The sequence below is a fragment of the Haloplanus natans DSM 17983 genome (assembly GCF_000427685.1).
GTDB lineage: Archaea > Halobacteriota > Halobacteria > Halobacteriales > Haloferacaceae > Haloplanus > Haloplanus natans.
Genome location: NZ_KE386573.1, coordinates 2893995 through 2919871 on the forward strand (window position 1 = coordinate 2893995; position 25877 = coordinate 2919871).

25 protein-coding genes are annotated in these 25877 nt (G+C 67.8%); 10 read left to right on the forward strand and 15 right to left on the reverse strand.

From position 1 onward, the window contains the following. Positions 1–124 precede the first annotated feature (124 nt). The 3 genes from sufS to HALNA_RS17005 all read left to right on the forward strand — a co-directional run bounded on the left by sufS (position 125) and on the right by HALNA_RS17005 (position 3774). The gene (gene sufS / locus HALNA_RS16995; protein ID WP_245576065.1) at positions 125–1396 is read left to right on the forward strand and encodes a bifunctional cysteine desulfurase/selenocysteine lyase SufS; all 1272 of its coding nucleotides are present in this window, start codon (positions 125–127) and stop codon (positions 1394–1396) included. A 68-nt stretch (positions 1397–1464) separates the two neighbouring features. Further along, complete coding sequence (locus HALNA_RS17000; protein ID WP_084510097.1) at positions 1465–3147, forward strand: globin-coupled sensor protein; 1683 nt, start codon at positions 1465–1467, stop codon at positions 3145–3147. Between the two features lie 66 nt (positions 3148–3213). Further along, positions 3214–3774 carry a nitrous oxide reductase accessory protein NosL gene (locus HALNA_RS17005; RefSeq protein WP_049937530.1) on the forward strand — a complete coding sequence of 187 codons (561 nt, stop codon included), beginning with the start codon at positions 3214–3216 and terminating at the stop codon, positions 3772–3774. 108 nt (positions 3775–3882) lie between these two features. Here HALNA_RS17005 and thsA read toward each other — a convergent pair whose 3' ends face one another. The 3 genes from thsA to rio1 form a co-directional block, all read right to left on the reverse strand. Continuing rightward, the gene (gene thsA, locus HALNA_RS17010) at positions 3883–5541 is read right to left on the reverse strand and encodes a thermosome subunit alpha (RefSeq protein ID WP_049937531.1); all 1659 of its coding nucleotides are present in this window, start codon (positions 5539–5541) and stop codon (positions 3883–3885) included. Positions 5542–5754: 213 nt separating this feature from the next. Further along, a complete protein-coding gene (locus tag HALNA_RS17015) occupies positions 5755–6297 on the reverse strand; it encodes a KH domain-containing protein (protein ID WP_049937532.1) in 543 nt (180 codons plus the stop codon). A gap of 45 nt (positions 6298–6342) precedes the next feature. Next, positions 6343–7206, reverse strand: coding sequence for a serine/threonine-protein kinase Rio1 (gene rio1, locus HALNA_RS17020; protein WP_049937533.1), 864 nt, complete (start codon positions 7204–7206; stop codon positions 6343–6345). A gap of 442 nt (positions 7207–7648) precedes the next feature. Between rio1 and HALNA_RS17025 the strand changes: the two genes are divergently transcribed. After that, a complete protein-coding gene (locus HALNA_RS17025) occupies positions 7649–8704 on the forward strand; it encodes a DNA primase (RefSeq protein ID WP_049937535.1) in 1056 nt (351 codons plus the stop codon). A gap of 60 nt (positions 8705–8764) precedes the next feature. On the opposite strand, the gene HALNA_RS17030 is transcribed toward HALNA_RS17025, so the two are convergent. Beyond that, the gene (locus HALNA_RS17030) at positions 8765–8962 is read right to left on the reverse strand and encodes a DUF7472 family protein (RefSeq protein WP_049937536.1); all 198 of its coding nucleotides are present in this window, start codon (positions 8960–8962) and stop codon (positions 8765–8767) included. A gap of 147 nt (positions 8963–9109) precedes the next feature. On the opposite strand from HALNA_RS17030, the gene HALNA_RS17035 reads away from it, so the two are divergent. Next, positions 9110–9793 (forward strand): SWIM zinc finger family protein, encoded by a 684-nt coding sequence (locus HALNA_RS17035; RefSeq protein ID WP_049937537.1) that lies wholly within the window; start codon positions 9110–9112, stop codon positions 9791–9793. On the opposite strand, the gene hjc is transcribed toward HALNA_RS17035, so the two are convergent. From hjc to HALNA_RS17055, 5 genes are all read right to left on the reverse strand, one after another. Then, positions 9790–10212, reverse strand: coding sequence for a Holliday junction resolvase Hjc (gene hjc, locus HALNA_RS17040; RefSeq protein ID WP_049937538.1), 423 nt, complete (start codon positions 10210–10212; stop codon positions 9790–9792). The genes HALNA_RS17035 and hjc overlap by 4 nt on opposite strands. Before the next feature lie 87 nt (positions 10213–10299). Then, a complete protein-coding gene (locus tag HALNA_RS20315) occupies positions 10300–10440 on the reverse strand; it encodes a hypothetical protein (protein ID WP_157573605.1) in 141 nt (46 codons plus the stop codon). Between the two features lie 86 nt (positions 10441–10526). Further along, positions 10527–12212 (reverse strand): potassium channel family protein, encoded by a 1686-nt coding sequence (locus HALNA_RS17045; RefSeq protein WP_049937539.1) that lies wholly within the window; start codon positions 12210–12212, stop codon positions 10527–10529. 69 nt (positions 12213–12281) lie between these two features. Further along, complete coding sequence (locus HALNA_RS17050; protein WP_049937541.1) at positions 12282–13562, reverse strand: adenosylhomocysteinase; 1281 nt, start codon at positions 13560–13562, stop codon at positions 12282–12284. Between the two features lie 293 nt (positions 13563–13855). Continuing rightward, positions 13856–15148 carry an amidohydrolase gene (locus HALNA_RS17055; RefSeq protein WP_049937542.1) on the reverse strand — a complete coding sequence of 431 codons (1293 nt, stop codon included), beginning with the start codon at positions 15146–15148 and terminating at the stop codon, positions 13856–13858. A gap of 77 nt (positions 15149–15225) precedes the next feature. Between HALNA_RS17055 and HALNA_RS17060 the strand changes: the two genes are divergently transcribed. The 3 genes from HALNA_RS17060 (at position 15226) to hisG (ending at position 18106) form a co-directional block, all read left to right on the forward strand. Further along, a complete protein-coding gene (locus HALNA_RS17060) occupies positions 15226–15855 on the forward strand; it encodes a hypothetical protein (protein WP_049937543.1) in 630 nt (209 codons plus the stop codon). Beyond that, positions 15852–17147: a hypothetical protein gene (locus tag HALNA_RS17065; protein ID WP_049937544.1), complete on the forward strand. Its 1296-nt coding sequence runs from the start codon at positions 15852–15854 to the stop codon at positions 17145–17147. The genes HALNA_RS17060 and HALNA_RS17065 overlap by 4 nt, the downstream gene beginning before the upstream one ends. Positions 17148–17260: 113 nt before the next feature. Beyond that, complete coding sequence (gene hisG, locus HALNA_RS17070) at positions 17261–18106, forward strand: ATP phosphoribosyltransferase (protein ID WP_049937545.1); 846 nt, start codon at positions 17261–17263, stop codon at positions 18104–18106. Here hisG and HALNA_RS17075 read toward each other — a convergent pair whose 3' ends face one another. Beyond that, complete coding sequence (locus HALNA_RS17075) at positions 18107–19135, reverse strand: CPBP family intramembrane glutamic endopeptidase (protein ID WP_049937546.1); 1029 nt, start codon at positions 19133–19135, stop codon at positions 18107–18109. 119 nt (positions 19136–19254) lie between these two features. Here HALNA_RS17075 and HALNA_RS17080 point away from each other — a divergent pair, with 119 nt between their 5' ends. Further along, positions 19255–19476, forward strand: coding sequence for a hypothetical protein (locus HALNA_RS17080; RefSeq protein ID WP_049937547.1), 222 nt, complete (start codon positions 19255–19257; stop codon positions 19474–19476). On the opposite strand, the gene HALNA_RS17085 is transcribed toward HALNA_RS17080, so the two are convergent. After that, complete coding sequence (locus HALNA_RS17085) at positions 19473–19850, reverse strand: DUF7473 family protein (RefSeq protein ID WP_049937548.1); 378 nt, start codon at positions 19848–19850, stop codon at positions 19473–19475. The genes HALNA_RS17080 and HALNA_RS17085 overlap by 4 nt on opposite strands. 12 nt (positions 19851–19862) lie before the next feature. Then, entirely contained in the window at positions 19863–20423 is a 561-nt protein-coding gene (locus HALNA_RS17090; protein ID WP_049937549.1) for a TATA-box-binding protein, read from the reverse strand. A gap of 70 nt (positions 20424–20493) precedes the next feature. Here HALNA_RS17090 and HALNA_RS17095 point away from each other — a divergent pair, with 70 nt between their 5' ends. Further along, positions 20494–21486, forward strand: a complete 993-nt coding sequence (locus tag HALNA_RS17095) for a methyltransferase domain-containing protein (RefSeq protein WP_049937551.1) — start codon at positions 20494–20496, stop codon at positions 21484–21486. Between the two features lie 94 nt (positions 21487–21580). On the opposite strand, the gene HALNA_RS17100 is transcribed toward HALNA_RS17095, so the two are convergent. From HALNA_RS17100 to HALNA_RS17110, 3 genes are read right to left on the reverse strand one after another with little or no spacing between them, the layout of a single operon-like run. After that, the gene (locus HALNA_RS17100; protein ID WP_084510098.1) at positions 21581–24319 is read right to left on the reverse strand and encodes a TRAP transporter permease; all 2739 of its coding nucleotides are present in this window, start codon (positions 24317–24319) and stop codon (positions 21581–21583) included. 10 nt (positions 24320–24329) lie between these two features. Then, a complete protein-coding gene (locus tag HALNA_RS17105) occupies positions 24330–24806 on the reverse strand; it encodes a DUF1850 domain-containing protein (RefSeq protein WP_049937552.1) in 477 nt (158 codons plus the stop codon). Between the two features lie 27 nt (positions 24807–24833). Continuing rightward, positions 24834–25823, reverse strand: coding sequence for a TAXI family TRAP transporter solute-binding subunit (locus tag HALNA_RS17110; RefSeq protein ID WP_049937553.1), 990 nt, complete (start codon positions 25821–25823; stop codon positions 24834–24836). Between the last annotated feature and the right edge of the window lie 54 nt (positions 25824–25877).

Below are 25877 nucleotides of genomic sequence, written 5' to 3' on the forward strand. Positions count from 1 at the left end.
TGAGTAACGGTAAAGAAGCTGTCGACCGTTCGGATCGGACGGCCGTGCAACCGGAATCGGTTCACGGCCGGTCGAGACACCGAAGGGGTGTTATCCCTCCGGACCCTAGCCGGTTCCAATGGGAGTGCAGGAATCGTATCCGATCGACGTGGAGGCCATCCGGGCCGATTTCCCCGTCCTGGAGCGACTGGTCGGGGGGGACGTGGAGACGCCCGGTCAGGGGCCGGACGACGACACGCCGCTGTGTTATCTGGACAACGCCGCGACGAGCCACACGCCGGACCAGGTGGTCGACGCAATCAGCGACTACTACCGGGGGTACAACGCGAACGTCCACCGAGGCATCCACCAGTTGAGCCAGGAAGCCTCCGTCGCCTACGAGGAGGCACACGACACCGTCGCCGGGTTCATCGGTGCGAACGGGCGCGAGGAGGTCGTCTTCACCAAAAACACCACCGAGAGTGAGAACCTCGTCGCCTACGCGTGGGGGCTGAACGAACTCGGCCCCGAGGATTCGGTCGTGATGACCGAGATGGAACACCACGCGTCGCTGGTGACGTGGCAGCAGATTGCGAAAAAGACCGGCGCCGACGTGCGCTACATCCGGGTCGACGAGCAGGGCTACCTCGACATGGACCACGCCGCCGAGTTGATCGACGACTCGACGGCGATGGTGTCGGTCGTCCACGTCTCGAACACGCTGGGGACGGTGAACCCGGTGGCGGAACTCGCCGATATGGCCCACGACCACGACGCCCTCGTCTTCGTCGACGGGGCGCAGTCGGCGCCGACGCGGCCGGTCGACGTGAAGGCGATGGACGCCGACTTCTTCGCGTTCTCCGGGCACAAGATGTGTGGCCCGACGGGGATCGGCGCGCTGTACGGCAAAGAGGCGATCTTAGAGGAGATGCAGCCGTATCTCTACGGCGGCGACATGATTCGGCGGGTCACCTACGACGACGCGACGTGGGAGGATCTCCCCTGGAAGTTCGAGGCGGGCACCCCCTCCATCGCCCAGGGAATCGCCTTCGCAGCCGCCGTCGACTATCTGGGAGACATCGGCATGGCGAATGTCCAGGCCCACGAGGAACTGCTGGCGGCGTACGCCTACGACCGCCTGACCGAGTTCGAGGGCGTGGAGATTTACGGCCCGCCGGGCGACGACCGCGGCGGCCTCGTCGCGTTCAACCTCGACGGCGTCCACGCCCACGACCTCTCCAGTATCGTCAACGAGTACGGCGTGGCGATCCGTGCCGGCGACCACTGCACGCAACCGCTCCACGACAAACTCGGCGCCGCCGCCTCCGCGCGTGCCTCCTTCTACATCTACAACACGCGCGAGGAGATCGATCGGTTGATCGACGCGCTCGTCGAGGCCCGCGACCTGTTCGCGTAGCTCGTCGAGTTATCACCGGTGATACACCGGGGCGTACCGTTATTAGCCGACGTTCGAATCGGGAGGTAATGAGTTCACTCGCCGACGGGCAGTCGATCGGAATCGGAGACACATCCACGGAACAACTCGCCACCGAGATCGGGTTGACGGACGAGGAAATCGCGTGGCGAAAGGACTTCCTCGGATTCACCGACGAGGACGCCGAGCGACTGGAATCGCTCCGTGAAGTCGTCGACGCACGCGAGGACGACCTCGTGGACGCCTTCCTCGACCCCATCCACGAACACGATCGAACCGAGGAGATCCTCGATCGGTCCCCGCGGGACGAGGCGGCCCTCAGACGGATCGTTTCGGGCTACTTCCGGATGCTCACCGGCGGGCAGTACGACCGGGAGTATTTCAAACACCGCACCCGGATCGGCAGTCTCCACGACCGCCTCGACATGCCGCTGCATTATTTTGGCGGCATGTTCGGCAACCTCATCAACACCGTCCTCGACGAACTGGCGACGGTCACGGTGGAGTCGGCGACGGCGGACCTACCTCCCGACCACCGCGACGCGGTGGCCGACGCCATCGAGGAGGGGTTCGAGACGGCGAAATCGGGGGTTCGTGGCATGAACCTCGACATGCAGGTGGTCAACGACACGTACCTGCACTCCTACTCTCAGGACCTGTACGAGGAGATCGAGGCGTCGCGGGAGTTGCGCGAGGAGATCGCCGACTCCATCGACGAAGTGCAGACCGAGGCGGCGAATGCAACCAAGCGAATGACACAGATCGATCACCTCGTCGACGAGCAGTCCGAGGGGACGGCCGACCTGTCGGGCGAGATCGCGGATCTGAGTGCGACCATCGAGGAGATCGCGGCGACGACGGACGACGTGGCCGACACGAGCGAGGAGGCCCGCGAAGCCGCCGCGACGGGCGACGACGCCGCCGCCGGCGCGATGGCGGCGATGGAGCGCGTCGAGGCGAAACAGACCGACATCGGCGAGGACGTGGAGGCGCTGGTCGACGCCATCGACGAGGTGGAAGGCATCGTCGAGGTGATCAACGACATCGCGAACCAGACGAACATCCTCGCCCTGAACGCCTCCATCGAGGCGGCGCGGGCGGGCGAGGCCGGCGACGGCTTCGCCGTCGTCGCCAACGAGGTCAAAAGTCTCGCGGAGGACACCCAGGAGCAGGCGAGTCGCGTCGAGGACATCATCGGCGAGGTGACGGAGCGTATCGACGACACGGCGGACAGCCTCGACGAGGCGGACGAGGCCATCGACCACGGCGCGGCCCGCGTCGACGAGACGCAGGCGGCCTTAGAGAGCATCGTGGACTCCGTGGAGTCAGTGGCGACGGGCATCGAGGAGGTGGCGGCGGCCACCGACGAACAGGCCGCGTCGAGTTCGGAACTGTCCAACATGGTCGACGATATCGCCGCCCGCGCCGACGAGGTGACCGACGAAGTGGCCGAGGCCCTCGAGAGCGTCCGCTCGCAGTCCCGGCAGATCACGGTCATCGACGACGCCGTCGGCGACCTCGGCTCGACCGAGGCGGTCGACCTGACGGCCGTCACCGACGCCAGCCGAAGCGGGAGCGCGTGGGCAACTGACGGGGGGCCCCGGGCCGACGGCGGCATTCCTGCCGCCCTGCGCGACGAGTTGCCGGACGGGATGCCCGACGCGGTGCTCGAAGGGATGGACGAGGCGACGCTTCGGAAGATTGCCCAAAGCGGCGCGGACCGGCCGTTCTGAGCCGGACTCCGGCGTTCGAGTGACGTACCGGATGGGTTTTCAATCGCGTCGACCCAACGGTGGCCAATGGACAGACGGACGGCGCTGGTTGCGCTCGGATCGGTGCTCCCGACCGGTGGGTTAGCTGGCTGTCTCGGCGGCGCGGATCGGCCGGAGCCGGTCGATCTCTCGGGCGGCAAGGCGGACGATCAGGGCGGCATGATCGTCGGCAAACACGGCGGCCCAAACGGGCAGATATTCTACGCGGACAACAGCCCGGACGGGCACGACAATCCGGCGTGGTTCCACACGCTCGCGTTCGGCCTGTTTCGGTACTACTTCCGACACGAGCGACGCGGCTGGGAGGCAACGGCAATCTACGTCACCGACTACTCGTCGCTCGACTACGAACTGACCGAGCGGGACGGACGGCTGTACATGCCCGCACCGACCGCCGCCGAGACGTTCGGCGACGCGACGGCGATGACGTACGTGATGGAGAGTGCGGTGTACGGCGGGATGGGGCCGGAGCTACACCCGTTTTCGGCGGCCGAGGACGCGCGGGCGTTCGTCGAGGAGTACGGCGGGCGGACGGTGACGTTCGACGACGTGACGCCCCCGCTCATTTCGGAGTATACGTCGCGCTGACAGGTGTCGGGACTGGCTGGGTCGTAGCATCGATAAAATGTGGGAGTTGGTCTGAAGCCGAGTCGACTCGCAGGCGTCGGGGGTAAGTGACTGAGGCGCGCGCCGAACTTACATCGCGCCGCCCATGCCACCCATGCCACCCATGCCGCCGCCCATGCCGCCGCCCATGCCGCCGGCGCCGGGGCCGCCCTCGTCGCCGCCGTCGTCGCTGCCGCCGCCCTTGAGGTCGCCGGCCGCGATGACGTCGTCGATGCGGAGGATCATAACAGCTGCCTCGGTGGCGCTCTCGATGGCCTGGGTTTTGACGCGGAGGGGTTCTACGACACCGTCTTCCTCCATGTCGACCACGTCGCCGGTGTAGGCGTCGAGGCCGGCCGAAAGGTTGCCCTCACTGTGGCTGGCACGGAGTTCGACCAGCGAGTCGATGGGGTCGAGACCGGCGTTCTCGGCGAGGGTGCGCGGGATGATGTCCACGGCCTCGGCGAACGCCTCGACGGCGAGGGCCTCGCGGCCGTCGACGTCGTCGGCGTAGTCGCGCAGCCCGAGCGCGAGTTCCGACTCGGGGGCACCGCCGCCGGGCAGGACCTTGCCGTCCTCCAGCGTGGTGCGGACGACGCCGAGCGAGTCCTCGACCGCGCGCTCGACTTCGTCGACGACGTGTTCGGTGCCGCCGCGGAGGACGAGCGTCACGGACTTGGCCTCGGCCACGTCCTCGACGAAGATGCGCTCGTCGCCACCGATGTCCTTCTGGGCGACGGAGCCGGCGAAGCCGAGGTCGTCCTCGGTCAGGTCGTCGACGCTCCCGACGACCGTGCCGCCGGTCGAGCGGGCGAGCCGCGAGAGGTCCGAATCCTTCGCGCGGCGGACGGCGAGGATGCCCTCCTGGGCCAGGTAGTGCTGGGCCATGTCGTCGATGCCGTTACCCACGAAGACGACGTCGGCGCCGACCTCCTTGAGGTGGTCGACCATCTCCTTCAGCTGTTTCTCCTCCTGATCGAGGAACTGCTGGAGCTGGTCGGGGTCGGTGACGTTGACCTCGGCGTCGATCTCGGTCTCCTTGACTTCGAGCGCGCCGTCGATCAGCGCGATATCGGCGTCCTCGACCGCGTAGGGCATGCTGTCGCTGACGCGTTCCTTGTCGACGATGACGCCCTCGATGAGCTCGGAGTTGTCGATGGCGCCGCCGACGACCTTCTCGATGGAGACGTTGTCGGTGTCGACACCGTCGTCGTCGCGCACGGCGAGGACGGCGTCGACCACGAGATCCGCGAGCTGGTCCTTGGCGCTCTCGGCGCCCTTGCCCGTCATCGCCGTCGCGGCGATTTTGACGAGCGTCTCGCGGTCGTCCGGGGAGACGTCGATGGCGTTCTCTTCGAGGATCTCCTTTGCCTTCTCCGCGGCCCGGCGGTACCCCTGGGCCAGCGTCGTCGGGTGGATGTCCTGGTCGATGAGCTCTTCGGCCTCGTCGAGGAGTTCACCAGCGACGACGACGGCCGTCGTGGTGCCGTCGCCGACCTCGTCTTCCTGGGTCTCCGAGACCTCGACGATCATATTCGCGGCGGGGTGGTCGATGTCCATCTCCTTCAGGATCGTGACGCCGTCGTTCGTGACGACGACGCTCCCGCCGGAGTCGACGAGCATCTTGTCCATCCCTTTCGGGCCGAGTGTGGTCCGTACGGCCTCCGCGACGGCCTTGCCGGCCGTGATGTTCATCGTCTGGGCGTCTTTGCCCTGCGTTCGCTGGGAGTCCTCGCCGAGAATGATCATCGGCTGGCCTTGCTGCATTCGCTGAGACATAATCGGTCGTTGATTGATTGTGATTCTATAAAAAAGTTGTGTTTTGCTGTGTGGGATACCCTCACGCGGTCACGGGATTAGCCGAATCGGGCAGCAACGTGAGGGTGGGGGTATATCGTTACTCGATACCACGGACCGAGCGGTGGCGGTGGCGGCTCGCGGGTCAAAAATGCGTCAGCCGCGTCAGTTCGACGGCTGGAGGTCCGCACCGCGGGTCAGTTCGTTGTGCTTGCGTTCGAGGAAGCCGTAGACGGCGCCGTGGGGCGCCCCGTCGAGCAACATCTCGGCGGCCCGGCGAACGGCCTGAACCTCCTCCGGCTGGCCGATGATACCGAGGGTCGTGCCGTAGATCACGACTTCGGCGCCCGTGAGCTCCTCCATCAGTTCGCGGGTCCGACCGTCCTCGCCGATGAGGCGGCCTTTCTGTCGCTGGAGGTCGTTTTTGTTTCGCGTGGCGTCGTCGATGTCGATGAGGTCGAACATCCGCATATCGTCGTCGAGCAGGGAGAGCGCCGCGTCGGGACGGAATCCACGACCGATGGCGCGGACGATGTCCGGCGCCACCAGCGCGGTGACGGGGTCACCGACGGCGTCGATGGCGACGCTCCCGCTCTCGCTGTCGATGTCGAGGCGGACATCGGCACGTCGCTCGATTTCGCGCATCGTCTCGCCACCGTCGCCGATGAGAACGCCGAGACGGTCCTGCGGAACCTTCACGTGCTGCATACCCGCCGATACCGGCCGTAGCGGTTTAAGCGTTCTCGCTCGGGGCTACGGCTCCGCGTCGACCGCCGTCACGAACGAACGCAGGTCCCCGGAGTCGACGTCGAGCCCCTGCCGGCTGAAAAAGGAGGCGACGTTCCGGCAGTCCCGTTCCAGAAAGTCGTCGGCGTTCGGGTGGTGGACCGTCACCGCCTGCCCCAGATCGATCACTACCAACTCGCCGTCGTGGATGATCAGGTTGTACTCCGAGAGGTCGCCGTGGACCAAACCGGCGCCGTAGAGCCGGCGCATATACTCCCGGACCACCTCGAACGCCGTCTCGGGGTTCTCCACTGTCACTTCGGCCAGCCGCCGGGCGCGCTCCTCGACCAGTCCCACTAACTCCATCACGAGAACGTTGCGCTCGACGGCGATAGGTTCCGGCACACGGACGCCCGCCTGCCGCGCACGGCGCAGGTTCGCGAACTCCTTTTTCGTCCACGCGAGCACGATTTTTTTCTTGTCCGAGCCGATCCCCTCGAAGCGCGGATCGCCTTCCAGATACTCCCGCATCTGCTGGAAGTTCGAGGCGTTGATGCGGTAGATTTTGACCGCCACGTCCCGGTCGTCGGCTCCGAGCGCCTCGTAGACGTTCGCCTCCTTCCCCGTCGAGATTGGCCCGCCGAAGGCGTCGATGTACCCGTCCTGGACGAGTTTGTAGATGGCCGCGAAGGTGGCGTCGTCGAACACCGACTGCTCTACTTTGAACTGGTCGGCGTCTTTCAGCCGCTTGCGGAACTCGGCGAACTCCCGATCCCGTTTCCTGGCGATGCGGTCGGCCTCGGTGTCGGAGACATCGATCTCCTCCCACTCGTCGCCGAAATCCTCGCCCTCGCCTTCCTCGGGGTCGAGTAAACCGTACTCCTCTGTCATCTACGTCGGGGTACGCGGGCGAGGGGGAAAAGCGTGGGTATCGGTCGCGATTGGATTCGGAGATAGCGCATCGGATCGGACCACCTCGAAAGCCCCGAGTCGCTGGGGTCGGGGGGCTCGCTGCGCGCGCTCGCACCACTCGCGTGCTTGCGCCCCCGGGAGAGCTCCGCTCTCCCGATGACGACTCGCCCCTTTCAGTCCCACCCAACGGTGGCTGATCGGCCAGCCCATGCAGGTGGGACTGGAAGGGGCCGGCATCTCGGCGAACCTGGACGACGTAAGCACCGCAGGCCGAAGGCCGAGGAGCACAACGAGTCCCGGGAGCCGAGATGGCGGGGGCTTTCGAGGTGGCCACAGAAACGATGCAGTAGCCCTCGTCGGAATGGCACGACACTACTAGTGACCGTCGCGCTTATCCACCCCGCTCTACAACCGACCGTCGATGCGCCCCGACCCGCTCTACGCCCGGTATCCGTTCTTCGGCGCCGCCCGCGAGGCGGTCCAGCGGGCGGACATCTCCCCACCCCGGCTGGTCACCGAGGGCGACCCCGCCGTCGAGCGCGCCCGCGAACGCGTCGAGCGCGCGCTCATGTCCGGGACGGTGGCGTCGGAGACGCCCGGGCGCTGGAGCGACCGCGACGAACTCCTCTCGTATCCCATCGCGCGCATCCTCGTCTCGCTGGTCGACGTGCGCGCCGCGGTCGAGAAGTACGCCGAGGCCGAGGCCGAGACGGCGTTCGCGCGCCTTCGCGAGGACTTCGACGCCGGCGACGCGGAACTGCGCAGCGTCTCGACGCCCCGTGCCGACCTCGAAACCGTCCTCGACGAGTTCGACCTCGACGGGGCGGTACGGCGGGTCGAGGATGGCCCGAACCGCGCCGGCTTCCGGATCGACGTGACCGCGTATCTCCGGCTGGCCGATCCCGACTGGGGCGACGGCTGGCGGCTCGTCAACCGTGACCTCGCCGACGGCGCGGTGCCGATCGCCGGCGACGAACTCCGCCGCCTGCTCCGGGAGGCCGTCCGCCGCCGGGTCGCCGACGGCCTTCCGTTCGAGGTGCGGGGGAGCGCCGGCGGCGACGCCATCGCCGAGGCCCTGAGCGAGGACGTGGCGGCCCTGCGTGACCGCCTCGCTGAGCGCGAGCGGCTGCCGGACGTCGAGGCCGTGATCCCGGCGCAGTTCCCGCCGTGTATGCGGGCGTTGCTCGATAGGGAGGAGGACCTCGCCCCACACGCCGCCTTCGCGGCGACCGCCTTCCTCGTCTCGCTCGGACTCGACGCCGACGCCATCGCGGAGCGATGGCCCGCACTCGACGACGGCTCCCTCTCCTACCGAACGACGGTGCTCGCGGACGCGAACGGGAGCCAGTACCCCGCGCCCTCGTGTGCGACGATGCAGGCGTTCGGCGACTGCGTGAACCCGGACGAGCGCTGTGAGACCATCGATCACCCGCTGCGGTACTACGCGGCGGCGGTCGCGGACGTCGACGCCGACTAGTACTGTCCCAAGACGTTCACCACCCGGGGTGGCAAAGCGCTCTATCGACGTACAGCCGACCTACCGGTCGAGAAGGAGGCCAACGCCGGCCATCAGGAGAATGAACAGAACGATAGCGCCGACGAGCGCGAGCCCGCCGCTCGAACCCAGTCCACCGTCGTTGTAGGTGGTGCCGATGCCGACGACGAAGGCGACGAAAACCCCCACCGCGACGACGGAGATGGCGATTTTCCGGACCATCCCCTCTTCGAGTTCCATATGCGGCCATCCGCCGGCCACCTCAAAAGGGCTTCGATGACACGGCGCCCCCGGAGAGCCCGTTTTTGCCACCCAGGCCGCCCGAAACGAGGGTTTAGATGTGTCGAGCACCAAGGAACGACACCGGAGCGACGGCCGCTCCACACCATGACGCACCCAGCATACACACCCGCGTCACTGCCGGCTACCCGCTCGAAGACCACGTTCCCCGCCGCCGGAACGACGGGCCGCGCCAGGCGTGCCCGTGTCGAACCGATGGCGGTCCGCCCGCTCCGTGACGGCCGCTACGCCGTCGAGACGACGGGCGGGACGTACGTCGTCGACCTCGACGCCCGCACGTGCACGTGTCCGGACCACCAGCTCCGGGGCGCTCGCTGTAAGCATCGACGCCGGGTCGCCCTCGAAGTGACCGAAGGACTCGTTCCCCCGCCCGGCGAGCGCACCGCCGTCTGTGCGGTCTGTGGCGGTCGAACGTTCGTCCCGACGGCGTTCGAGGGCCCCGCGCTCTGCCCCCGCCACGACCATCGGCCGGGGACGCTCGTCCGCGACCGCGAGACGGGCGACCGTCTGATCGTCGTGGCGGCGACCGGCGAGCGCGCCGACCGCGTCGAGACTGCGGAGGGGCGCCCCGTCGCCGACTATCCGACAAACGCCGCCTACGGCCCCCACGAACCCGTCTTTCGTGCGGTCTATCTCGACGCTCTCCGACGCGACGGCGACGTGAAACGCTACGCGTTCCCGGCGTCGCGACTGCGGCGGATCGACCGCGCGAACGAGTCGGACTCCGGCCCCTCGCCCACGGACGGCACGGCATCGCCGACGACCGCCTAGGACTCGTCGAGACGCGCCTGCGTCGAGTGGCCAACGAGTGCGTCCAGATCCTCGCCATCGGCCAGCGCCGTCTCCTTTTTTACCCGGTAGTTCCCGCCGTCGGTGACGTGCAGGTCGCCGGGATGGAAAAAGTACCAGTCCTCGCGGTCGAAGCGGATGGCGATGCGTGCCTTCGCGCCGAAATTACGGGCGAAGTAGATGAGGGATTCGACCTCCTCACCCGAGAGATAGATGGGGTCGCCGGCGGACGACTTCGCCTCGATGGCGTAGAATTTGTCGCCGTCGCCGGCGAGCACGTCCGGCAGGTCACGCTCTGTAGCGCTCCCGCTCGCGGGAGCACGCATGACCGCAAAGCCCGCGGCGTCGAGTTCGTTGACGAGTTCGCGCTCCCGGCGATCCCCCTTGCGGTTCGCGGACATACGACCGACTGGGCGACGGCGAGTGATAAAGGAACGGTCCGCGGTCGGAGGGGCCGGTGGGGGAACGCCGATAGCGACTGCCACCGATCAGTCGTCGGCGTTCGAGGACCGTGGGTCCTCGCCCTCCTCGAACGGCGACGGCCCGGCGGCCCCCGATGCGGGGACGGCCCACGCCGCGACGGCGGCGAGAAAGATACCGAGGGTCGCACGGCGTCGGCGGTCGGTCATGCGCGTCGTATCGGCGGCGACGAGTTAAACGGTCGGGTGATGGCTGCTCGCGCGGGTCGTCGGGCAGGCCGTCGTACCGGAGCTGTTCAAGACTCCGTCTCCAGCGAGGGAACGTCGAACCGCTTTCGGAACCGCTGAATCGCCTCGTCGGAGCCGACGACCGTGAGGCGCTCGTCGCCGGTGAACCGCTGGTGTGGGTCGACCGCGACCGACGGCCCGGTGTCGTCTTCGACGGCGATGACGCGACAGCCGGTCTCCTCGTAGATGCGCGATTCGGCGAGGGTTCGCCCGGCAAACGGCGCCGCGGACACGCGGACGATCCGAATCTGTGTCGACGGCGTGATCACGTCCTCGCCGCGCAGTTCCCTGGCGACCATCCGGGCGCTCACCCGCGGGACCGACAGGACGTAGTCGGCGCCAGCACTCAGCGCCTTTCTCGTGGCGTCGGCGTCGCTCACCCGGACCAGTATCTCGGCGTCCGGGTTCATCGACCGTGCCAGAACGGTCGTCAACAGGGACGCCGAATCGTCGGGGAGTCCAACGACGATGGCGTCCGACCGCTCGACGCCCGCCTCCCGCAGCACCGACCGCGAGCCGGCGTCGCCGACGATGTCGACCCCGTCACGCTCCTCGATGTCGACAGTCACGAAGTCGATCCCCGACTCCTCGACGACCGACCGTGCGGCCCGTCCGACCTCCCCGTGTCCGACGAGGACGATGCGCTCGTGTTTCCGGAGGGAGCGACGCGACCGGGTGAACTCGCTGAACGCCTCCAGCGCCTCGTGGCCGCCCGTGACGAGCAACACCGTGTTCGGTTGGATGACCGCGTCCGGATCGGGGGGCAACTGCAGTTCGCCGTCGATCCAGGCGCCGATGATGTTCGCGCCCGTCCGCTCCCTGATCCGCGAGTCCCGGATGCGCATTCCGACCAGTCGACTGCCGTGGGCGACCGGAATCTCGACCACTTCCACGTCGGCGCCCAGATCGATCGTATCCGTCAGCTCGGCGCTGAACGAGGAGACGGCTTTCTCGGCGAGGCGGTGGCCCAAGACACCGTGGGGGGAGAGCACGCTGTCGGCGCCGGTCGAACGCAACACGTCCCGCAGGTCGCTGTCGTCGGTGAGCGCGATGATTTCGACGTCCGGGCGCACCGATCGCACCGTGAGGATGGTGTTGACGTTCGCCACCCCGGCGTCGGTGATGACCGCCCGGGCGTCTCCGATGCTGGCCCGCTCGAACGCCGACACATCCTGCGGGGAGCCGTGGATGGCGGCGTACCCCTCGTCGGAGAGGTTCTTGGCGTCCTCCTTGGACGAGGAGATCAGGACGTAGTCGATTCCGAGTTCCCTGAGTTCCTCGAGGAGCACGGCGGAGTCGCGGCGGTACTCACAGATGACGACGTGGTCCTCCTTGCGCGAGAGTCGGTCGTCGAGGTTGACCTCGGCGTCGGTAAACAGGGGGATGATGATTAATCGGAGCGTAAAGAAGCCGATGCCGATGCCCGACACCTGCGTCAGGATCACGAACAGGTACGTCACCGGGTGGCTCCAGTGCCCCGAATCCTGACCGTAGCCGGTCGTCGTCATCGTCTGCGCGACGAACTCGATCGAGGCAAAGATGGACTGATCGACCCCCTCCAGCCGCGCCATCACGACGTTGTACACGGCCGCGTAGACGAGGACGAGTGCCAGAAGCCCCGTGAGGTAGTAGACGATGATCCGATCCCGACGGGAGAGCTCGATGTCGGAGAGTCGGTCGCGGGGAGAGAACATCCTGGTAGGTTACTAGCTGACTGTCGACGGTTAAATAAGCCAGTTACGCCCGGATGGACAGGCGACGCGTCAGGTCCCGTGATCCCACGAGTCCAGATACTCGCGCTGGTCGTCGCTCAGGCCGTCGATGGCGATGCCCTCGGCGTCGAGTTTCACCTCCGCCACCTCCCGGTCGAGGCGGTCCGGCACCTCGTGGACGCCCGCGTCGTAGGCGTCGGGAGCGGCCGACAGTTCGCGTACGCAGACCGCTTGCACGCCGAAACTCTGATCCATCACCTCGACGGGATGGCCCATCGAGAGCGGGCCGGCGAGATTGACGAGTCGGCCTTCGGCGAGGACGTTCAGCCGCCGGCCGTCGGGCAGTTCGTACTCCTGCACGCCGTCGCGGACCTCGCGGCTCGAGACGGCCATATCGGCGAGCTGGTCGAGGTTGATCTCCACGTCGAAGTGGCCTGCGTTGGCCAGCAGGACGCCATCCGGCATCCGCTCGAAGTCCTCGCGGGTGAGCACGTCGCGGTTGCCCGTCGTCGTCACGAACACGTCGCCTTCGCTCGCCGCCTCGTTCATGGGCATCACCTCGTAGCCCTCCATGTGCGCTTCGAGGGCGCGCCGGGGATCGACTTCCGTGACGATCACGTCGGCGTCCATCCCCGCGGCCTTCTTCGCGACGCCGCGGCCACAGTAGCCGTAGCCCGCGACGACCACCGTCTTGCCCGCGATGGCGAGGTTGGTCGTCATGGCGATGTTGGTCAGCGCCGACTCGCCGGTGCCGTGGACGTTGTCGAACAGCGTCTTCATCGGCGTGTCGTTGACTGCGAACATCGGATACTCCAGCGCGCCGTCGTCGGCCATCGACCGCAGGCGGTGGACACCCGTGGTCGTCTCCTCACAGCCACCCTTGAGTTGGGGGATCAACTCGGGATGTTCGTCGTGGATGTGGGTCACCATGTCGGCGCCGTCGTCGACGGTGATGGTGGGGTCGACGCCGACGACGGCTTCGATGGCGTCGTAGTACTCGTCGGTATCGACATCGTGGATGGCGTAGGAGGCGACGCCGTCGACAGCGTCGAGCGCCGCGCTCACGTCGTTTTGGGTCGAGAGGGGGTTGCAGCCGGTGATAGCGACCTCCGCGCCGCCGACGGCGAGGAGTTCGACGAGCACCGCCGTCTTGGCCTCGACGTGCATCGCCATCGCGATTCGCTCGCCTGCGAGGGGTTGCTCGGCCGCAAACTCCGCGCGAAGTTCGGCGAGGATGGGCATATGCGCCTCGGCCCAGTCCATCTTCCGACGGCCCTCGGCACGGGCGGCGGCAGGGTCGTCGAGTCGCTCGGTTACGGTGGGAGCGGTCATACCGTTCGTAATGGGAGGCGTGGCAAAACGCTACCGTCTCGAAGCCCGGAGAGCGGGCCACCGAGTCATCGGTGGCCCGCTCTCGACGGGTTCGAGACCCGCGGTGTCGTGGAGCAGGTCGCCGAGTCAGCGGGGTGTACGCTCGACGGGTTCGAGACCCGCGGTGTCGTAGGGGAATGAGAACGCGCGCCGCGTTGTGAGACCCCCGTCTCATAGTGTTTATTGTAACGGTGTACCGGTGGTTCGCCGACCCGTTCTGGCGAACCACCGGTACTGACTTACAATGATCACTATCAGACCCCCACCCGGTCCAGCAACCCCTCCGCACGCTCCGCGGCCCGCGCCATCACCGCCGCCTCGTCCAGCGTCAACACCTCCCGGTCACGCATCACCACCTCGCCGTCACAGATCGTGTGGCGCACGTCCGAACCACGGACGGCGTAGGCGAGGTGGCTCACGAGGTCGTGTTCGGGCGTCAGATGCGGCGCGTCGAGGTCGACCACCGCGAGGTCGGCGGCGGCACCGGCCTCGATCCGGCCGGCGTTCAGACCCAGTACGTCCGCGCCGCCCGCCGTCGCCATGTGGACGGCGTCGGGGGCGGGGACGGCGCTCGCGTCACCGGCGGCGAGTTTCCCCAGCATCGCCGCGTCCCGCAGTTCGTCGAAGAGGTCGAGGTCGTTGTTCGAGGCGGCGCCGTCGGTGCCGAGGCCGACGGGGACGCCAGCGTCGAGGAGGCGCTGGACCGGCGCCATCCCGGAGGCGAGTTTCATGTTCGACGCCGGGCAGTGGACGACACCCGTGCCCCGCCGGGAGAGGAGGTCGATCTCCGCGTCGTCGAGGTGGACGCCGTGGGCGAGAAAATCCGCTTCGGTACAGAGCCCCATCTCCGCGGCCCACTCCAGCGGCCGCAGTCCCCGGTCCTCGACGATGGGGTCGACTTCGTCGACCGTCTCGTTGGCGTGGTAGTGGACCGGCACGCCCGTCTCGTGGGCCTCGGTGGCCGCCAGTTCGAGCAACTCCGGCGTGACGGTCGTGAGGCTGTGTGGCATCACGGCCGTCGAGATTCGTCCATCCGCGGCGCCGTCGAGTCGCCGGGCCATCTCGATCGATTCCTCGATGTCGGCGCGGGCCGCCACGTCGTCCTTGCCGGCGGAGATGGCGCCGTGGCCGAGGACGGCCCGCACGCCCGCCCGGTCGACCACGTCGGCCGTGCGGTCGATTTCGAAGTACATGTCCGCGAACGTCGTCGTCCCCGACTTGATCATCTCGAGGATTCCGAGGGCGGCGCCGGCCGCGATGTCGTCGGGGTCGAGCGCCGCCTCGACCGGCCAGATGTCCTCCCGAAGCCACGTATCGAGGGGTTTGTCGTCGGCGTGGCCGCGAAGGAGCGTCATGGCAACGTGGGTGTGGGCGTTCACTAGTCCCGGCATCACCAGGTCGCCGTCGGCGTCGAGTTCGTCGTCGCCGGCGAGTTCGGCACCGATTTCGACGATGTCGCCCGCCTCGCGGTCGACCAACACGTCCGCTTCGGTGACGGTCATATCCGATCGGAGAATTCGCCCGCCACGGATCGAGAGGGTAGCCATATCCCACCATTACCTCCGGCCGGGTTAAGTCCGGTTCGGTGAAAAGACGTTTACCGATCGGACCGGGAGTGGTATCGATGCCCTCCACCACACGCAGACGCGCCCTCTCCGGCGCGGCGGCGCTTCTGACCGGATTCGCCGGCTGTTCCGGCGAGTCGTCGTCGGGGTCGAGCTATCCGCCCGAGGAAGTCGGGTCCGTCGAGACCGACCCCGAGTCGTACAGCCTCCGCAACCCGAGCGCCGAACCGGTCGTCTGGACCGGCGAGCGCCCGACGCCACGCGAGGACGAGGACCGTCGGCACTACCGACACCACACGTTCGTCACGGGGCCGGACGACGCCGCCGGCCTCTCCGTCGCGGACGTTCCCGGCGTCGACGAGGCCCGCGCCTTCCTCGACGCGACCGACTACGACGCCGCGACGGTGTACGTCGAACAGCAAACCGTACAAGAGTGTTTCGCGCCGGAACTCTGTCACGTCCGGTGGTCCGAGGACGACATCGAGACGAGCTACGCCCGGCGCTACCGCGACGCCGACGTGGCCTGCGAGACGGACGCCGAGGACACGATCGCGACGCTGATCCGAATCCCCGAGGCGTTCGATCCGAGCGGCATCGACAGCTACGGATCGAGCTACGGGTCGGGCACCTGCGAGGAACGCAACGCACGGCTGCGACGGCGGCAAAACGAATCGCGGAGGGCGGAATGAACGATCACACGCTCACCCGTCGGGGCGCGCTCGCGGCCCTCGGCGCGCTCGCGGGATGTAGCGCGGCGAACCCCCTCGGCGACGGCCGGACCGAACTCGACGGCGCGGCGATCCGGGCGCTCGTCGACGACTCGGTGCCCGCGGTGCCGGAACGGCTCCCTGTCGGCGTCGGCGCGGCCCACCTCGCGGCGAGCGAGGAGCGCGCGCGGGCGCTTCTCGACGCCGTGCCCGCGAGCCTCGGATCCGACGACCTTCCGAACGGAGCGATGCGCGAGCAGGTCCGGCGAAAACGGGAGTACGCCGTCGAGAGCCTGGACGCCGCAGCCGTGGCGCCGACGCCGTTCGAACGGCTGGACGCCCTCGCCGACGCGCGGGCCGAGGCCCGCTTCGCCGCCGGGGCGTGGCGTGCCGTCGACGACGGCCTGACCCGCGACGACATGCGCGAGGAGGCCGGGACCGTCCGCGACGAGCGGGCGGCGTTCCGGGAGCGGTGGCGGTATCTCGGCGGCGATCCGGCCGTCGCGGTGCGGGTCCACGCCGAAATCGAGGAGCGCGTCGACGCGGGGCGGGCCGACATCGCGCTCGGCGAGCCCCGGCGCTACCGCGTCGGCAACCCCCTCGGTGTGGGCGAAATCGCCGAGGAGGTCGAACGCGCCCGCGTCGCCGTTTCCGACGCCACCCACTGTTACGACCGGCTGCTGGCGTCGGTCGACGAGCCGACGGAACTTCGTACCCGGTTTCTCGACGCCCGCCGGACCGTGCGCGAGACGTTCGAGTCGGAGCGCGACGACCTGCCGCCCGTCGACGCCGAGGAGCCGTGGCAAATCGAGGGAGTCGACACCGAGGGGACGCCCGCGGCGGCGGCGCTGGAGGACCTCTACCGGCCGATCAACCCTCGACACGACGACGACTGGGACGACGAGTGGCCCGCGCGGTCCCTGCACTGGGCACACGCCTCCCTGCTCGGTCTGCGGGCGTTCGCGTCGCTCCGTAACGCCGTCGCCGACGGCGAGACGTTCGCGGTCGAGTCGGCCGACGACGTGGCGGCAGTCCGACGCGAGGCGATCGACGCGGTTCGGGCGGCGGCGGCGGAGCCGACGATCCTGGGACGGACGGCGCTGACCGACGCGGCGGCCCGGCTGGGACACGCCGACGACCGGCTGAGTGAGGTGCATGACGACGTGAGCGCCGGCCAGATCCGAAACGAGGTGGGGCGGTATCTCGTCGTGATGGCGCGGGCGGGGGCGGTGTCGAGCGCGAGCGAACGGGTGGTCGAGGCGTTGCGGTCGTGACCGAGGCCTCGACGCGACGCGGCGGGCGGAGTGAGCCGCGGAATCGCGGAAACCGTAGGGACCGGGGCTTCGCACCCAAAAGGCAATTGCACCCGGACCGAGAGATATCGACAATGCGCATCGCCATCCCCAACAAGGGCCGTCTGCACGATCCCTCGATCGACCTCCTCGAACGCGCCGGCCTCCACCTCGAAGGCGGCGCGGACCGCAAACTCTACGCGAACACGGTCGACCCCGACGTGACCGCGCTCTTTGCCCGCGCCGCCGACATCCCCGAGTACGTCTCCGACGGCGCCGCCGCCGTGGGGATCACCGGCCTCGATCAGGTGCGGGAGTCGGGGCACGACCTGGTCGACCTGCTCGACCTCGAATTTGGTCGGTGCCGCCTCGTCGTCGCTGCGCCGGAGGACGGCGACATCGAGACGGTCGCGGATCTGGAGGGTGGCACCGTCGCCACCGAGTTTCCCCGCATCACCCGCGACTTCTTCGCGGAACGGGGTGTCGACGCCGACGTGGTCGAGGTGACGGGCGCGACGGAGCTCACCCCCCACGTCGACATGGCGGACGCCATCGTCGACATCACGTCGACGGGGACGACGCTCCGCGTGAACCGGCTGGCCGAAATCGAGGAGGTGCTTTCGAGTTCGGTCCGGCTCGTTGCCCACCCCGACGCCGTCGACGACGAGAAAATCCGGCAACTGGTAACGGCCTTCGAATCCGTCCTCGCCGCCGAGGATCGGCGCTACGTGATGTTGAACGTGCCCGAGGACCGCCTCGACGACGTGCGCGACGTGTTGCCGGGGATGGGCGGCCCGACGGTGATGGACGTGGCCGGCAGCGACGACGTGGCGGTCCACGCCGTCGTCGCGGAGCGCGCCGTCTTCGGCGTCATCAACGACCTCAAAGCGATGGGGGCGAGCGACATCCTCGTCACCGAAATCGAGCGGCTGGTGGAGTGATCAGTCCTCGGGCGCCGGCTCCCAGCGGTCGCCGTCGATCGACCCGTCCGTCGCGTCCCGCTCCGGTCGCAACTCCGGCGTCGTCACCGCCGAGTCGATCCGCAGGTCGCCGGTGCGCCACCGGACCCAAGCGGCGATAGCGGCGGTGCCGACGGCCATCGCACCGAGGCCGAGGAGGCCCGCTTCCGGGCCGAACGCGCCGCCGGTGACGACGTTCGGTCCCGTCTCCTCGACGGCGACGACGCTCGCACTGACGCCCAGACCGGAGACGGGAAACCCGAAGACACCGCCCTGAAACAGGTTCCAAGTGATATGGAGGCCAATGGGAACCGCGAGTTCGCCGGTCAGGACGTAGCCGACGGCCAGCATCACGCCCGCGACGACGATAGCGAGCGTCGAGAGCATCGTCACGTTCGGGTTGTTGGCGTGGGCGAGGCCGAACACGAGCGAGGAGAGAAGCGTCGCACTCACGACGGCACCGCGGTCCCCGAGGATGCCGGCGAGCCCCTCGGCGGCGTTCGTCAGGAGATACCCCCGCAGGAGGAGTTCCTCGTAGACGCCGACGACAACGAAGACGGCGACGAGACCGGCAAAGCGAACGGGAAAGCCGGAACGGGGCTGGACGGTGCCGGTCACGCGCACCCACCCGGCCGCGAGCGTGACGAGAAAGAGCAGTGCCATGAGGCCGGCGCCGAGGGCGAGGCCGAACCCGCAGTCGAGCCACCAGTCCCGGTCGAGTCGGAGGCCGAAATCGCGGAGTCGTCGCCGGTCGATGTACCGGCCGGCGATCAGCACGGAGAGCGTGACCGTCCCGCCGGTGAGAGCGATACCGACGACGGCGACGACGGCCGTCCCGACGGCCTCGCCGAACGTCGTCGCGAGCCACGCCCGGAGCGACCCGAATCCGATCGTCGCGCCGACGCTCGTCCCGACGGCAAGCAGCGCCGAGACGACGATCAGGAGGACGACCCGGAAGAGCGCCCGGGGGCGGCGCTCGGCGTCGTTCCACACCACGTCACGGAGACCCATTGACCTCACGTGCGTGGCGGCGTCTAATAGGGATTGCCGTGGTGCGCGAATATTTTCAGAGAGAATACATAATGAACGTATGCGTAAGATTAGTGTGAGCTGGTACCGAAGCTCACGGTATGAGTTCACACACTGTCGACCGCGAACGGCTCCCGTCGATGGACGAACCGCTCGATGCCGTGGACACGCTCCTGACGGGTGGCGGGGCGGTGGGGATCCTGCTGTACGCGGTGGCCCTGTTGCTCGGCCACACCGAGGCGGCGACGGTCGGCGTGGGTATCGGCGTCGTCTGCGTGCTCGGCGCGCTCACGGTTCGGAGCGTGGTGCGGACGATCGGTTAGCCCGGCGCCGAGAGGACGAGTACGTAGAGGCTGAAGATCATGCTCCCGAGGATGATGCTGACGACGGCGTGAATCGCGGTGACGCCGGCGGTCAGCCGGCGGTCGATGTCGTAGACGTACTTGATCAGGACGGCGTCGACGGCGAGGGCGACGAGGAGCGCGGGGATAGAGGGGAGTTCGAGCGCGGCGGCGACGACGGCGATAGCGGCGGGGAACGGCCCGACGAGGAAGGCGTTGCGAACCGGTACGTCGCCGAGTACGTTCCGGGCGGCGAGGTGGGCGGTGAGGGTGAGAAACAGGGCAAACAGCGCGGCGGTGCCGGCGACGGCGAGGGGGGACGCCGCGCCGACCGTCTGGAGCGGGACGGGGACCATCGGGGCCGGTGACTATCCCAGGAGTCCGAGTTCTTCGAGGCGGGAGACGATCACGTCGACCGCTTCCTCGGCGTCCTCGGGCTGTTTTCCGCCCGTGATGACGAGTTTGCCGGACCCAAAGAGGAGCGCGACCACGTTGGGGTCGTCGAGACGATAGACCAAACCGGGGAACTGCTCGGGTTCGTACTCGATGTTCTCCAGACCGAGGCCGATAGCGATGGCGTTGAGGTTGAGATTCCGACCCAGATCCGCGCTCGTGACGATGTTCTGAACGACGATTTCCGGATCGTCGTCCACGCTGATCTTGAGGTCGCGGAGCTTATCGAAGACGATGTGTAGGCTCTCGTGAACGTCGGCGGTGGATTTCGCGCCGGTGCAGACTATCTTCCCCGACCGGAAGATCAGCGCCGCCGACTTGGGGTTCTGTGTCCGGTAGACGAGGCCGGGAAACTGCTCGGGGTCGTAATCCGCGCCTTCCAAGTCCATCGCGACGCTCTGGAGGTCGAGTTCCTGTCCGATTCCGGTAGAAGCCACCACGTTCTCGATGTTGATCGTCTCCTTGGGATCGGTCATGAGACGACTTAAGTATCGTATTTAAGGTTTAAAAAGATTGGTGGGCCGTCGCCGGCGGGTCGGTAGTCTCATGCCGACGGCGGACGGACGGCGACGCGTGTACGGTCTCGAACTCGCGGGCGAGGACGACGCGTTCGCGGCCCGGGAAGCCGCGTGTGCAGCGACGGCGGTCGACGTGATCGCCCCCGGGTTGGCGACGGCCCGGGGCGTCGACGAAGACCGCCTCCGAACGCTCGCGTACACCCACCGCGCCAGCCGACTGCTCGGCCGCTGCGTGGCCGATATCGACGCTGCGCGGGCCGCCGTCGAGGCGGCGACGATCGACCGCTCGGGCACCGTCGCCGTCCGCGCTCGCGACGTTCGGGGGACGGCGGGGATCGACACCCGCCGTGCCGAACGTGAACTCGGCACCGCGCTCGTCGACCGCGGGTTCGTCGTCGACCTCGACGCCCCCGACCACGAACTCCGGGCCTGCTTCGCCGGCGACACCTGCCTGCTCGGCTGGCTGGTCGCCGAGAGCGTCCGCGACTACGGCAACCGCAAGCCGACCGACCGGCCCTTCTTCCAGCCCGGAAGTATGGCCCCGCTCGACGCCCGCGCGTTCGTCAACCTCGTCGGCGCCGAACCGGGGGCGACGGTTCTCGATCCGATGTGCGGGACGGGGGGCACGCTGATCGAGGCGGGGCTCGTCGGTTCCCGTCCCATCGGGATCGACGCCCAGCGAAAGATGGTATACGGCGCCAGCGAGAACTGTCGGGCGTATCTCGACGACTACCACCTCTGCCGTGGCGACGCGACGGCCCTCCCTCTCGTCGACGACGCGGTCGACGGCGTCGTATTCGACGCACCGTACGGCCGCCAGTCGAAAATCGCCCGCCACTCCCTCGCGGATCTCGTCTCGGGAGCGCTCGCGGAAGCGGCCCGAGTCGCGCCGCGGGCGGTCGTCGTCGCCGATCGGTCGTGGCGCGAGGCGGCCGAAGACGCGGGGTGGACGGTCGAGGCGAGCTTCGAGCGGCCGGTCCATCGCTCGCTCACGCGGCACGTCCACCTGCTGGAGCGATGAGGGCGCCGCGCTCATACGGTTTATCGTAAGTCACTACCGATGGATAGCCGGCTCGTCTCGGCGATCCACCGGCGAACCGTTACAATAATCCGTATCAGGCGGTTTCGGGCTCGGCATCCGTCTCCGAATCGGTCTCGCTACCGAAGAAGCCGGAGGCGCCCTGTCCCCGGTTACCGAGGAGAAGCGCCACGAAGAGCGCGAGGCCGACGCCCCGGAGTGCGAGATCGATTCCGACGGCGACTTCGCTCCCACCGCCGCCCCCGATTCCGACCAGGCCGAGAACGTCGAGAGCTCCCCGGACGCCGAGGCCGGGCGCCATCAGGAGGAGCGAACTCAGCGCGAAGGCACCGCGTTCGAGGCGGGAAACCGGCGTGTAGACGTAGCCGATGACCGTCGCCGCGAGGGCGACGACGCCGAGGAAGAGCCCGACCACGGGGATCACCACCTCGGGGATGATATAGCCCAGGTCGAACAGGTCGGCGGTCCCGAGGACGCGGTATTTCTCGCCTACCTCCAGATTCGCGGCGTCCGGCTCACGGCGCAAGAGCACGAGCCCCGGCGCGAGGACGAACGCGAAGGGGACGATTGCCTTGTTCAGGGAGAGCGAGAAGGCCTCGATCCCGGTCTGGAAGGCGTCGGATTTCGCCACCCCGGAGGCGGCGTAGGCCGCGACGGCGACGGGGGGAGTGATGTCGGCGATGACGCCGAAATAGAGGATGAAGAGGTGTGCGGCGAGTTCGGGCACGCCGAAGACAGTCAGGGCCGGCGCGAGCAGGGAGACGAGGATGATGTAAGTGACCGTCGTCGGCATCCCCATACCGAGCAGGATGGAGGAGACGGCGGTGACGAGGAGGAGAAGAACGAGCGACCCGCCGGCGACGGCCTCGATGAGCGCGACCAGATTCGGCCCGAGACCGGAGACGCTGATGACGCCGGGGATGATGCCCGCGGCGGCGACGGCGATGACGACCGGCACCGCGGTCCGTGCCCCGCCCTCCATCGACTTCCCGAGGAAGACGCCGAGACGGTGGAGGCCGTTGTCCGCGAGGCGAGGGCGGCCGACGGCCGTCGCCGTCGTCTCGGCGGCCCGGTCCACCGCGTCGTCGTACTCCAGTAGCGGCGCCTCGATGAAGGGGTGGGTCGCCAGCGTGAGCACGCCCGCGACGATGCTGATGCCGCCGAGTTGGCCGAGAGTGGCCGCGAACGCCGCCGCGAGCGACTGGCCGCCCGCGCCGGTGCCGAGGAGCGCCCCGGGGATGCCGGTGCCGGCGACGTACTGCGCGCCGAGCGTCGCCGCGAACAGGCCGACGAACAGCGCGCCGAGTCGGCCCCGCGTCTCGTCGCTGTAGGCCGCGACGAGCGCGATCAGGGCACCGATAGCGACGAGCGTGAACCACGCCGACCGCGCGACCGACAGGCGTTCGACGATGAGGTAGTAGAGCAACAGGCCGATCGGGACGAGGTAGAACCAGCCATCCCGGAGATGCGACCGGACGTCGACGAGATCGGCGGGATCGAGGCCGCCGATGCCGAGTTTCGACGCCTCGAAGTGAACCATCACCCAGATACCGAAGAAGAAGACGATGGCCGGAATCGCGGCGGCGACGATCACGTCCGCGAACGGCGTCGCCGTATACTGGACGATGAGGAACGCGGCGGCACCCATCACGGGCGGCAGGATCTGGCCGCCCGACGACGCGGAAGCCTCCACCCCGCCCGCGAACTCGGGGCTGTAGCCCGACTTCTTCATCAGGGGGATGGTGAACGCGCCCGTCGTCACCGTGTTGGCGATGGAGGAGCCGGAGATAGTGCCCATGAAGCCCGAGGCGAGGATCGAGGCTTTGGCCGGGCCGCCCCGACGGGTCCCGGTCGCCGCGTACGCGAGGTCGATGAACCACTTGCCGGCGCCGGACATCTCGAGGAAGGCGCCAAAGAGGATGAAGATGTAGATGAACTGGACGGAGACGGTGACCGGGATGCCGAAGACGCCGTTCTCCGTGTTGTACCAGAGGTTCTGGATGATCGAGGGCCACGAGAGTTCGGGGATAGAGAGGACGCCCACGTAGGCGGCGTTCTGCGGAATGAGGACGCCGAACCGGGCGTAGACGATGAACGCCGCGACGATGAGCATGAGATAGAGGCTGATCGCCCGGCGGGTCGCTTCGAGGACGAGGAGGACCCCGAGGATACCCAGCAACATCGCGTAGGAGATGTCGGCCAACGGACCGAGCAGGCCCGCGACGGGGTCGAGAAACGTGAACACCTCGTGAATGGGCCGGCCGGCCTCCAGTCCCAGCGCGCGCATCGTCTGAATCTCCTGAAAGTCGGTGATGAAGTAGGCCGCAGAGAGAACGGCAACGGGAATGAGCGCGAGGTCGAAAGGCGTCACGCGGTCCATCTCGGGGTCGACGAAGATCCAGCGGAGCGCGTCGCCGACGGCGTGGACGACCCGCGAGAGCGGATGCGTGGCGCCGAGTCGGTCGTCGAGCATCGCGCCGAGCGCGACACAGCGAGACGAGACGGGGCCCTCGCCGGTGCTACCCGGGTAGAGCAGGAACGTGAGAACGAGGCCGAAGGCGACGTGGATGGCGTTGATCTGGAGGAGTTGGAGCGAGACGAACTCCACCTCGCCGAGGCCGGGCACGGTGAGCGAGAGGATGAAGCCCTTCGCCGCGAGCCACATCTGAAACAGGGAGAAAGTGATGCCGATGGCGGCGACGGCGACGACCGCCCAGCCACCCAGCGATCGTTTGCGCTCGATCTCCTGGATGAGCGCGTCGGTCTCCTCTCGATCCGGTTCGTCTACCGTCTCGTCGGGTGTATCATCGGTCATCTATCGACTCCTAGAGTGGGATCGCGAACCCGGATTCGTGCCGAATCGAAAGCGTCACCGACCGGCCGTCCGAGAGAGCGACCAGATCGTACGTCTCGTCGCCGACGTGGAGACGGTGGCCGGCGATCCGGCCGGGTGCGACCGTCAATCGCTCGTAACTGCCCGGTGGATCGTAGATAAAGGTCCCGTTCTTCCGAGTGACGTTCGCACGGCTCGGCAACCCCCAGCCGAACGATTCGAACTCCATGTGTGTCATCACCAGCCGGTCGCCACGGACCGTGTAGGCCTCGTAGACGCGGGTTTTTTCCACGCTGTGGGTGTATTCAAGCGCCACCACGGTGCCGTTGTCGATGGGGGTTTCGAGGTAGATGTCGCCCGTCTCCGCGTCGCTGACGACGAGCGTCGGCCGGTCGGGAGCGGCCGCGACGCTCCCGAGGGCGGCGGCGAGAACGACGATGGCGACGGCGGCGACGTATCGGCGCTTCATGGCGTCGAAAGCGTGTGCGCGGCGACGTTACGCGTCGAAGTACGCGGCCGCGCCGGGGTGAAGCTCGATGGACATGCCGTCCTGGGCCGAGTCCTTGCCGATGAAGTCGGTCTTGATCGTGAGTTCGCTCACGTTGTCGAAGATGGCCGCCGTGACCGTCTCGACCGTCGACTCGGGGACGCCGGAACGGGTTGCGATCATCGCCTGCACGGCCACCGTCTCGACGGCGCTGTCGACACCGCTGTACGTGCCCGCGGGGATGGTGTCGTTCGCGAACCAGGAGGCGGCGTCCTTGACGGCCTCGCGGTTCTCGCCCGCGATGGGGACGATGTTGATGTCGTTGGTCGTCGCCAGGTCCTCGATGGCGCCGACGGGCCAGCCGCCGACGACGAACGCGGCGTCGATGTCGCCGTTCCGGAGCTGATCTGCCGCCTGCGAGAACGAGGCGTTCTGCTCGGTGAACTCCGTGACGCCGACGGCGTCGAGAATCTGGAGGGCGTTAACCTGCGTGCCCGACCCGAGGTCACCGGTGTTGATCGTCGCACCCGACAGGTCCGAGAGCGTCTCGATGCCCGTACTCTGGAGCGTGACGACGGTGATGGTTTCGGGGTAAAGCGTCGCGACGCCCCGCAGGTTGTCGACGGCGTTGCCCTGGAACGCCTCGATACCCGTGCCGTTTTTGGCAAAGTAGGCGATGTCGTTCTGAATCAGGGCGAAATCGGCGTCGCCGCTCGCGAGATTCCCTACGTTCTCGACGCTGGCGCCCGTCGACTGGACGTTCAGCGTGAAGTCCGTGTTCGCCTCGACGACCGACTTGAACTCGTTCGAGAGCGGGAAGTAGGTCCCACCGGTGCCGCCGGCGTGCCACGAGAGGCGGGTGTCACCGCTGCCGCTACCGTCGCCGCCGTTCTCACCGCCGGAGCCGCCACCGCCACCGCCGCTACATCCGGCCAAGGCGGCGACGCCAGTCACTCCGGCCACACGCAGGAATCGTCGTCGGGTGGAATCGTCTGACATACTTTTGATACTAACGAATTGCGCGCATTTAACCCTGTCCAAACGGGCGGCCGT

Excerpts from the sequence above, each read along its gene's own strand:
- HALNA_RS17090 (WP_049937549.1), bottom strand. The coding sequence starts at position 20,423 with ATGACCGATCCCAAGGAGACGATCAACATCGAGAACGTGGTGGCTTCT.
- HALNA_RS17055 (WP_049937542.1), bottom strand. The coding sequence starts at position 15,148 with ATGGCTACCCTCTCGATCCGTGGCGGGCGAATTCTCCGATCGGATATG.
- HALNA_RS17050 (WP_049937541.1), bottom strand. The coding sequence starts at position 13,562 with ATGACCGCTCCCACCGTAACCGAGCGACTCGACGACCCTGCCGCCGCC.
- HALNA_RS17015 (WP_049937532.1), bottom strand. The coding sequence starts at position 6,297 with ATGCAGCACGTGAAGGTTCCGCAGGACCGTCTCGGCGTTCTCATCGGC.
- HALNA_RS17005 (WP_049937530.1), top strand. The coding sequence starts at position 3,214 with ATGGACAGACGGACGGCGCTGGTTGCGCTCGGATCGGTGCTCCCGACC.
- HALNA_RS17045 (WP_049937539.1), bottom strand. The coding sequence starts at position 12,212 with ATGTTCTCTCCCCGCGACCGACTCTCCGACATCGAGCTCTCCCGTCGG.
- HALNA_RS20315 (WP_157573605.1), bottom strand. The coding sequence starts at position 10,440 with ATGACCGACCGCCGACGCCGTGCGACCCTCGGTATCTTTCTCGCCGCC.
- HALNA_RS17030 (WP_049937536.1), bottom strand. The coding sequence starts at position 8,962 with ATGGAACTCGAAGAGGGGATGGTCCGGAAAATCGCCATCTCCGTCGTC.
- HALNA_RS17060 (WP_049937543.1), top strand. The coding sequence starts at position 15,226 with ATGCCCTCCACCACACGCAGACGCGCCCTCTCCGGCGCGGCGGCGCTT.
- rio1 (WP_049937533.1), bottom strand. The coding sequence starts at position 7,206 with ATGACAGAGGAGTACGGTTTACTCGACCCCGAGGAAGGCGAGGGCGAG.
- HALNA_RS17095 (WP_049937551.1), top strand. The coding sequence starts at position 20,494 with ATGCCGACGGCGGACGGACGGCGACGCGTGTACGGTCTCGAACTCGCG.
- thsA (WP_049937531.1), bottom strand. The coding sequence starts at position 5,541 with ATGATCATTCTCGGCGAGGACTCCCAGCGAACGCAGGGCAAAGACGCC.
- HALNA_RS17035 (WP_049937537.1), top strand. The coding sequence starts at position 9,110 with ATGACGCACCCAGCATACACACCCGCGTCACTGCCGGCTACCCGCTCG.
- hjc (WP_049937538.1), bottom strand. The coding sequence starts at position 10,212 with ATGTCCGCGAACCGCAAGGGGGATCGCCGGGAGCGCGAACTCGTCAAC.
- HALNA_RS17075 (WP_049937546.1), bottom strand. The coding sequence starts at position 19,135 with ATGGGTCTCCGTGACGTGGTGTGGAACGACGCCGAGCGCCGCCCCCGG.
- HALNA_RS17025 (WP_049937535.1), top strand. The coding sequence starts at position 7,649 with ATGCGCCCCGACCCGCTCTACGCCCGGTATCCGTTCTTCGGCGCCGCC.
- HALNA_RS17000 (WP_084510097.1), top strand. The coding sequence starts at position 1,465 with ATGAGTTCACTCGCCGACGGGCAGTCGATCGGAATCGGAGACACATCC.
- hisG (WP_049937545.1), top strand. The coding sequence starts at position 17,261 with ATGCGCATCGCCATCCCCAACAAGGGCCGTCTGCACGATCCCTCGATC.
- HALNA_RS17110 (WP_049937553.1), bottom strand. The coding sequence starts at position 25,823 with ATGTCAGACGATTCCACCCGACGACGATTCCTGCGTGTGGCCGGAGTG.
- HALNA_RS17100 (WP_084510098.1), bottom strand. The coding sequence starts at position 24,319 with ATGACCGATGATACACCCGACGAGACGGTAGACGAACCGGATCGAGAG.
- HALNA_RS17065 (WP_049937544.1), top strand. The coding sequence starts at position 15,852 with ATGAACGATCACACGCTCACCCGTCGGGGCGCGCTCGCGGCCCTCGGC.
- HALNA_RS17085 (WP_049937548.1), bottom strand. The coding sequence starts at position 19,850 with ATGGTCCCCGTCCCGCTCCAGACGGTCGGCGCGGCGTCCCCCCTCGCC.
- HALNA_RS17080 (WP_049937547.1), top strand. The coding sequence starts at position 19,255 with ATGAGTTCACACACTGTCGACCGCGAACGGCTCCCGTCGATGGACGAA.
- HALNA_RS17105 (WP_049937552.1), bottom strand. The coding sequence starts at position 24,806 with ATGAAGCGCCGATACGTCGCCGCCGTCGCCATCGTCGTTCTCGCCGCC.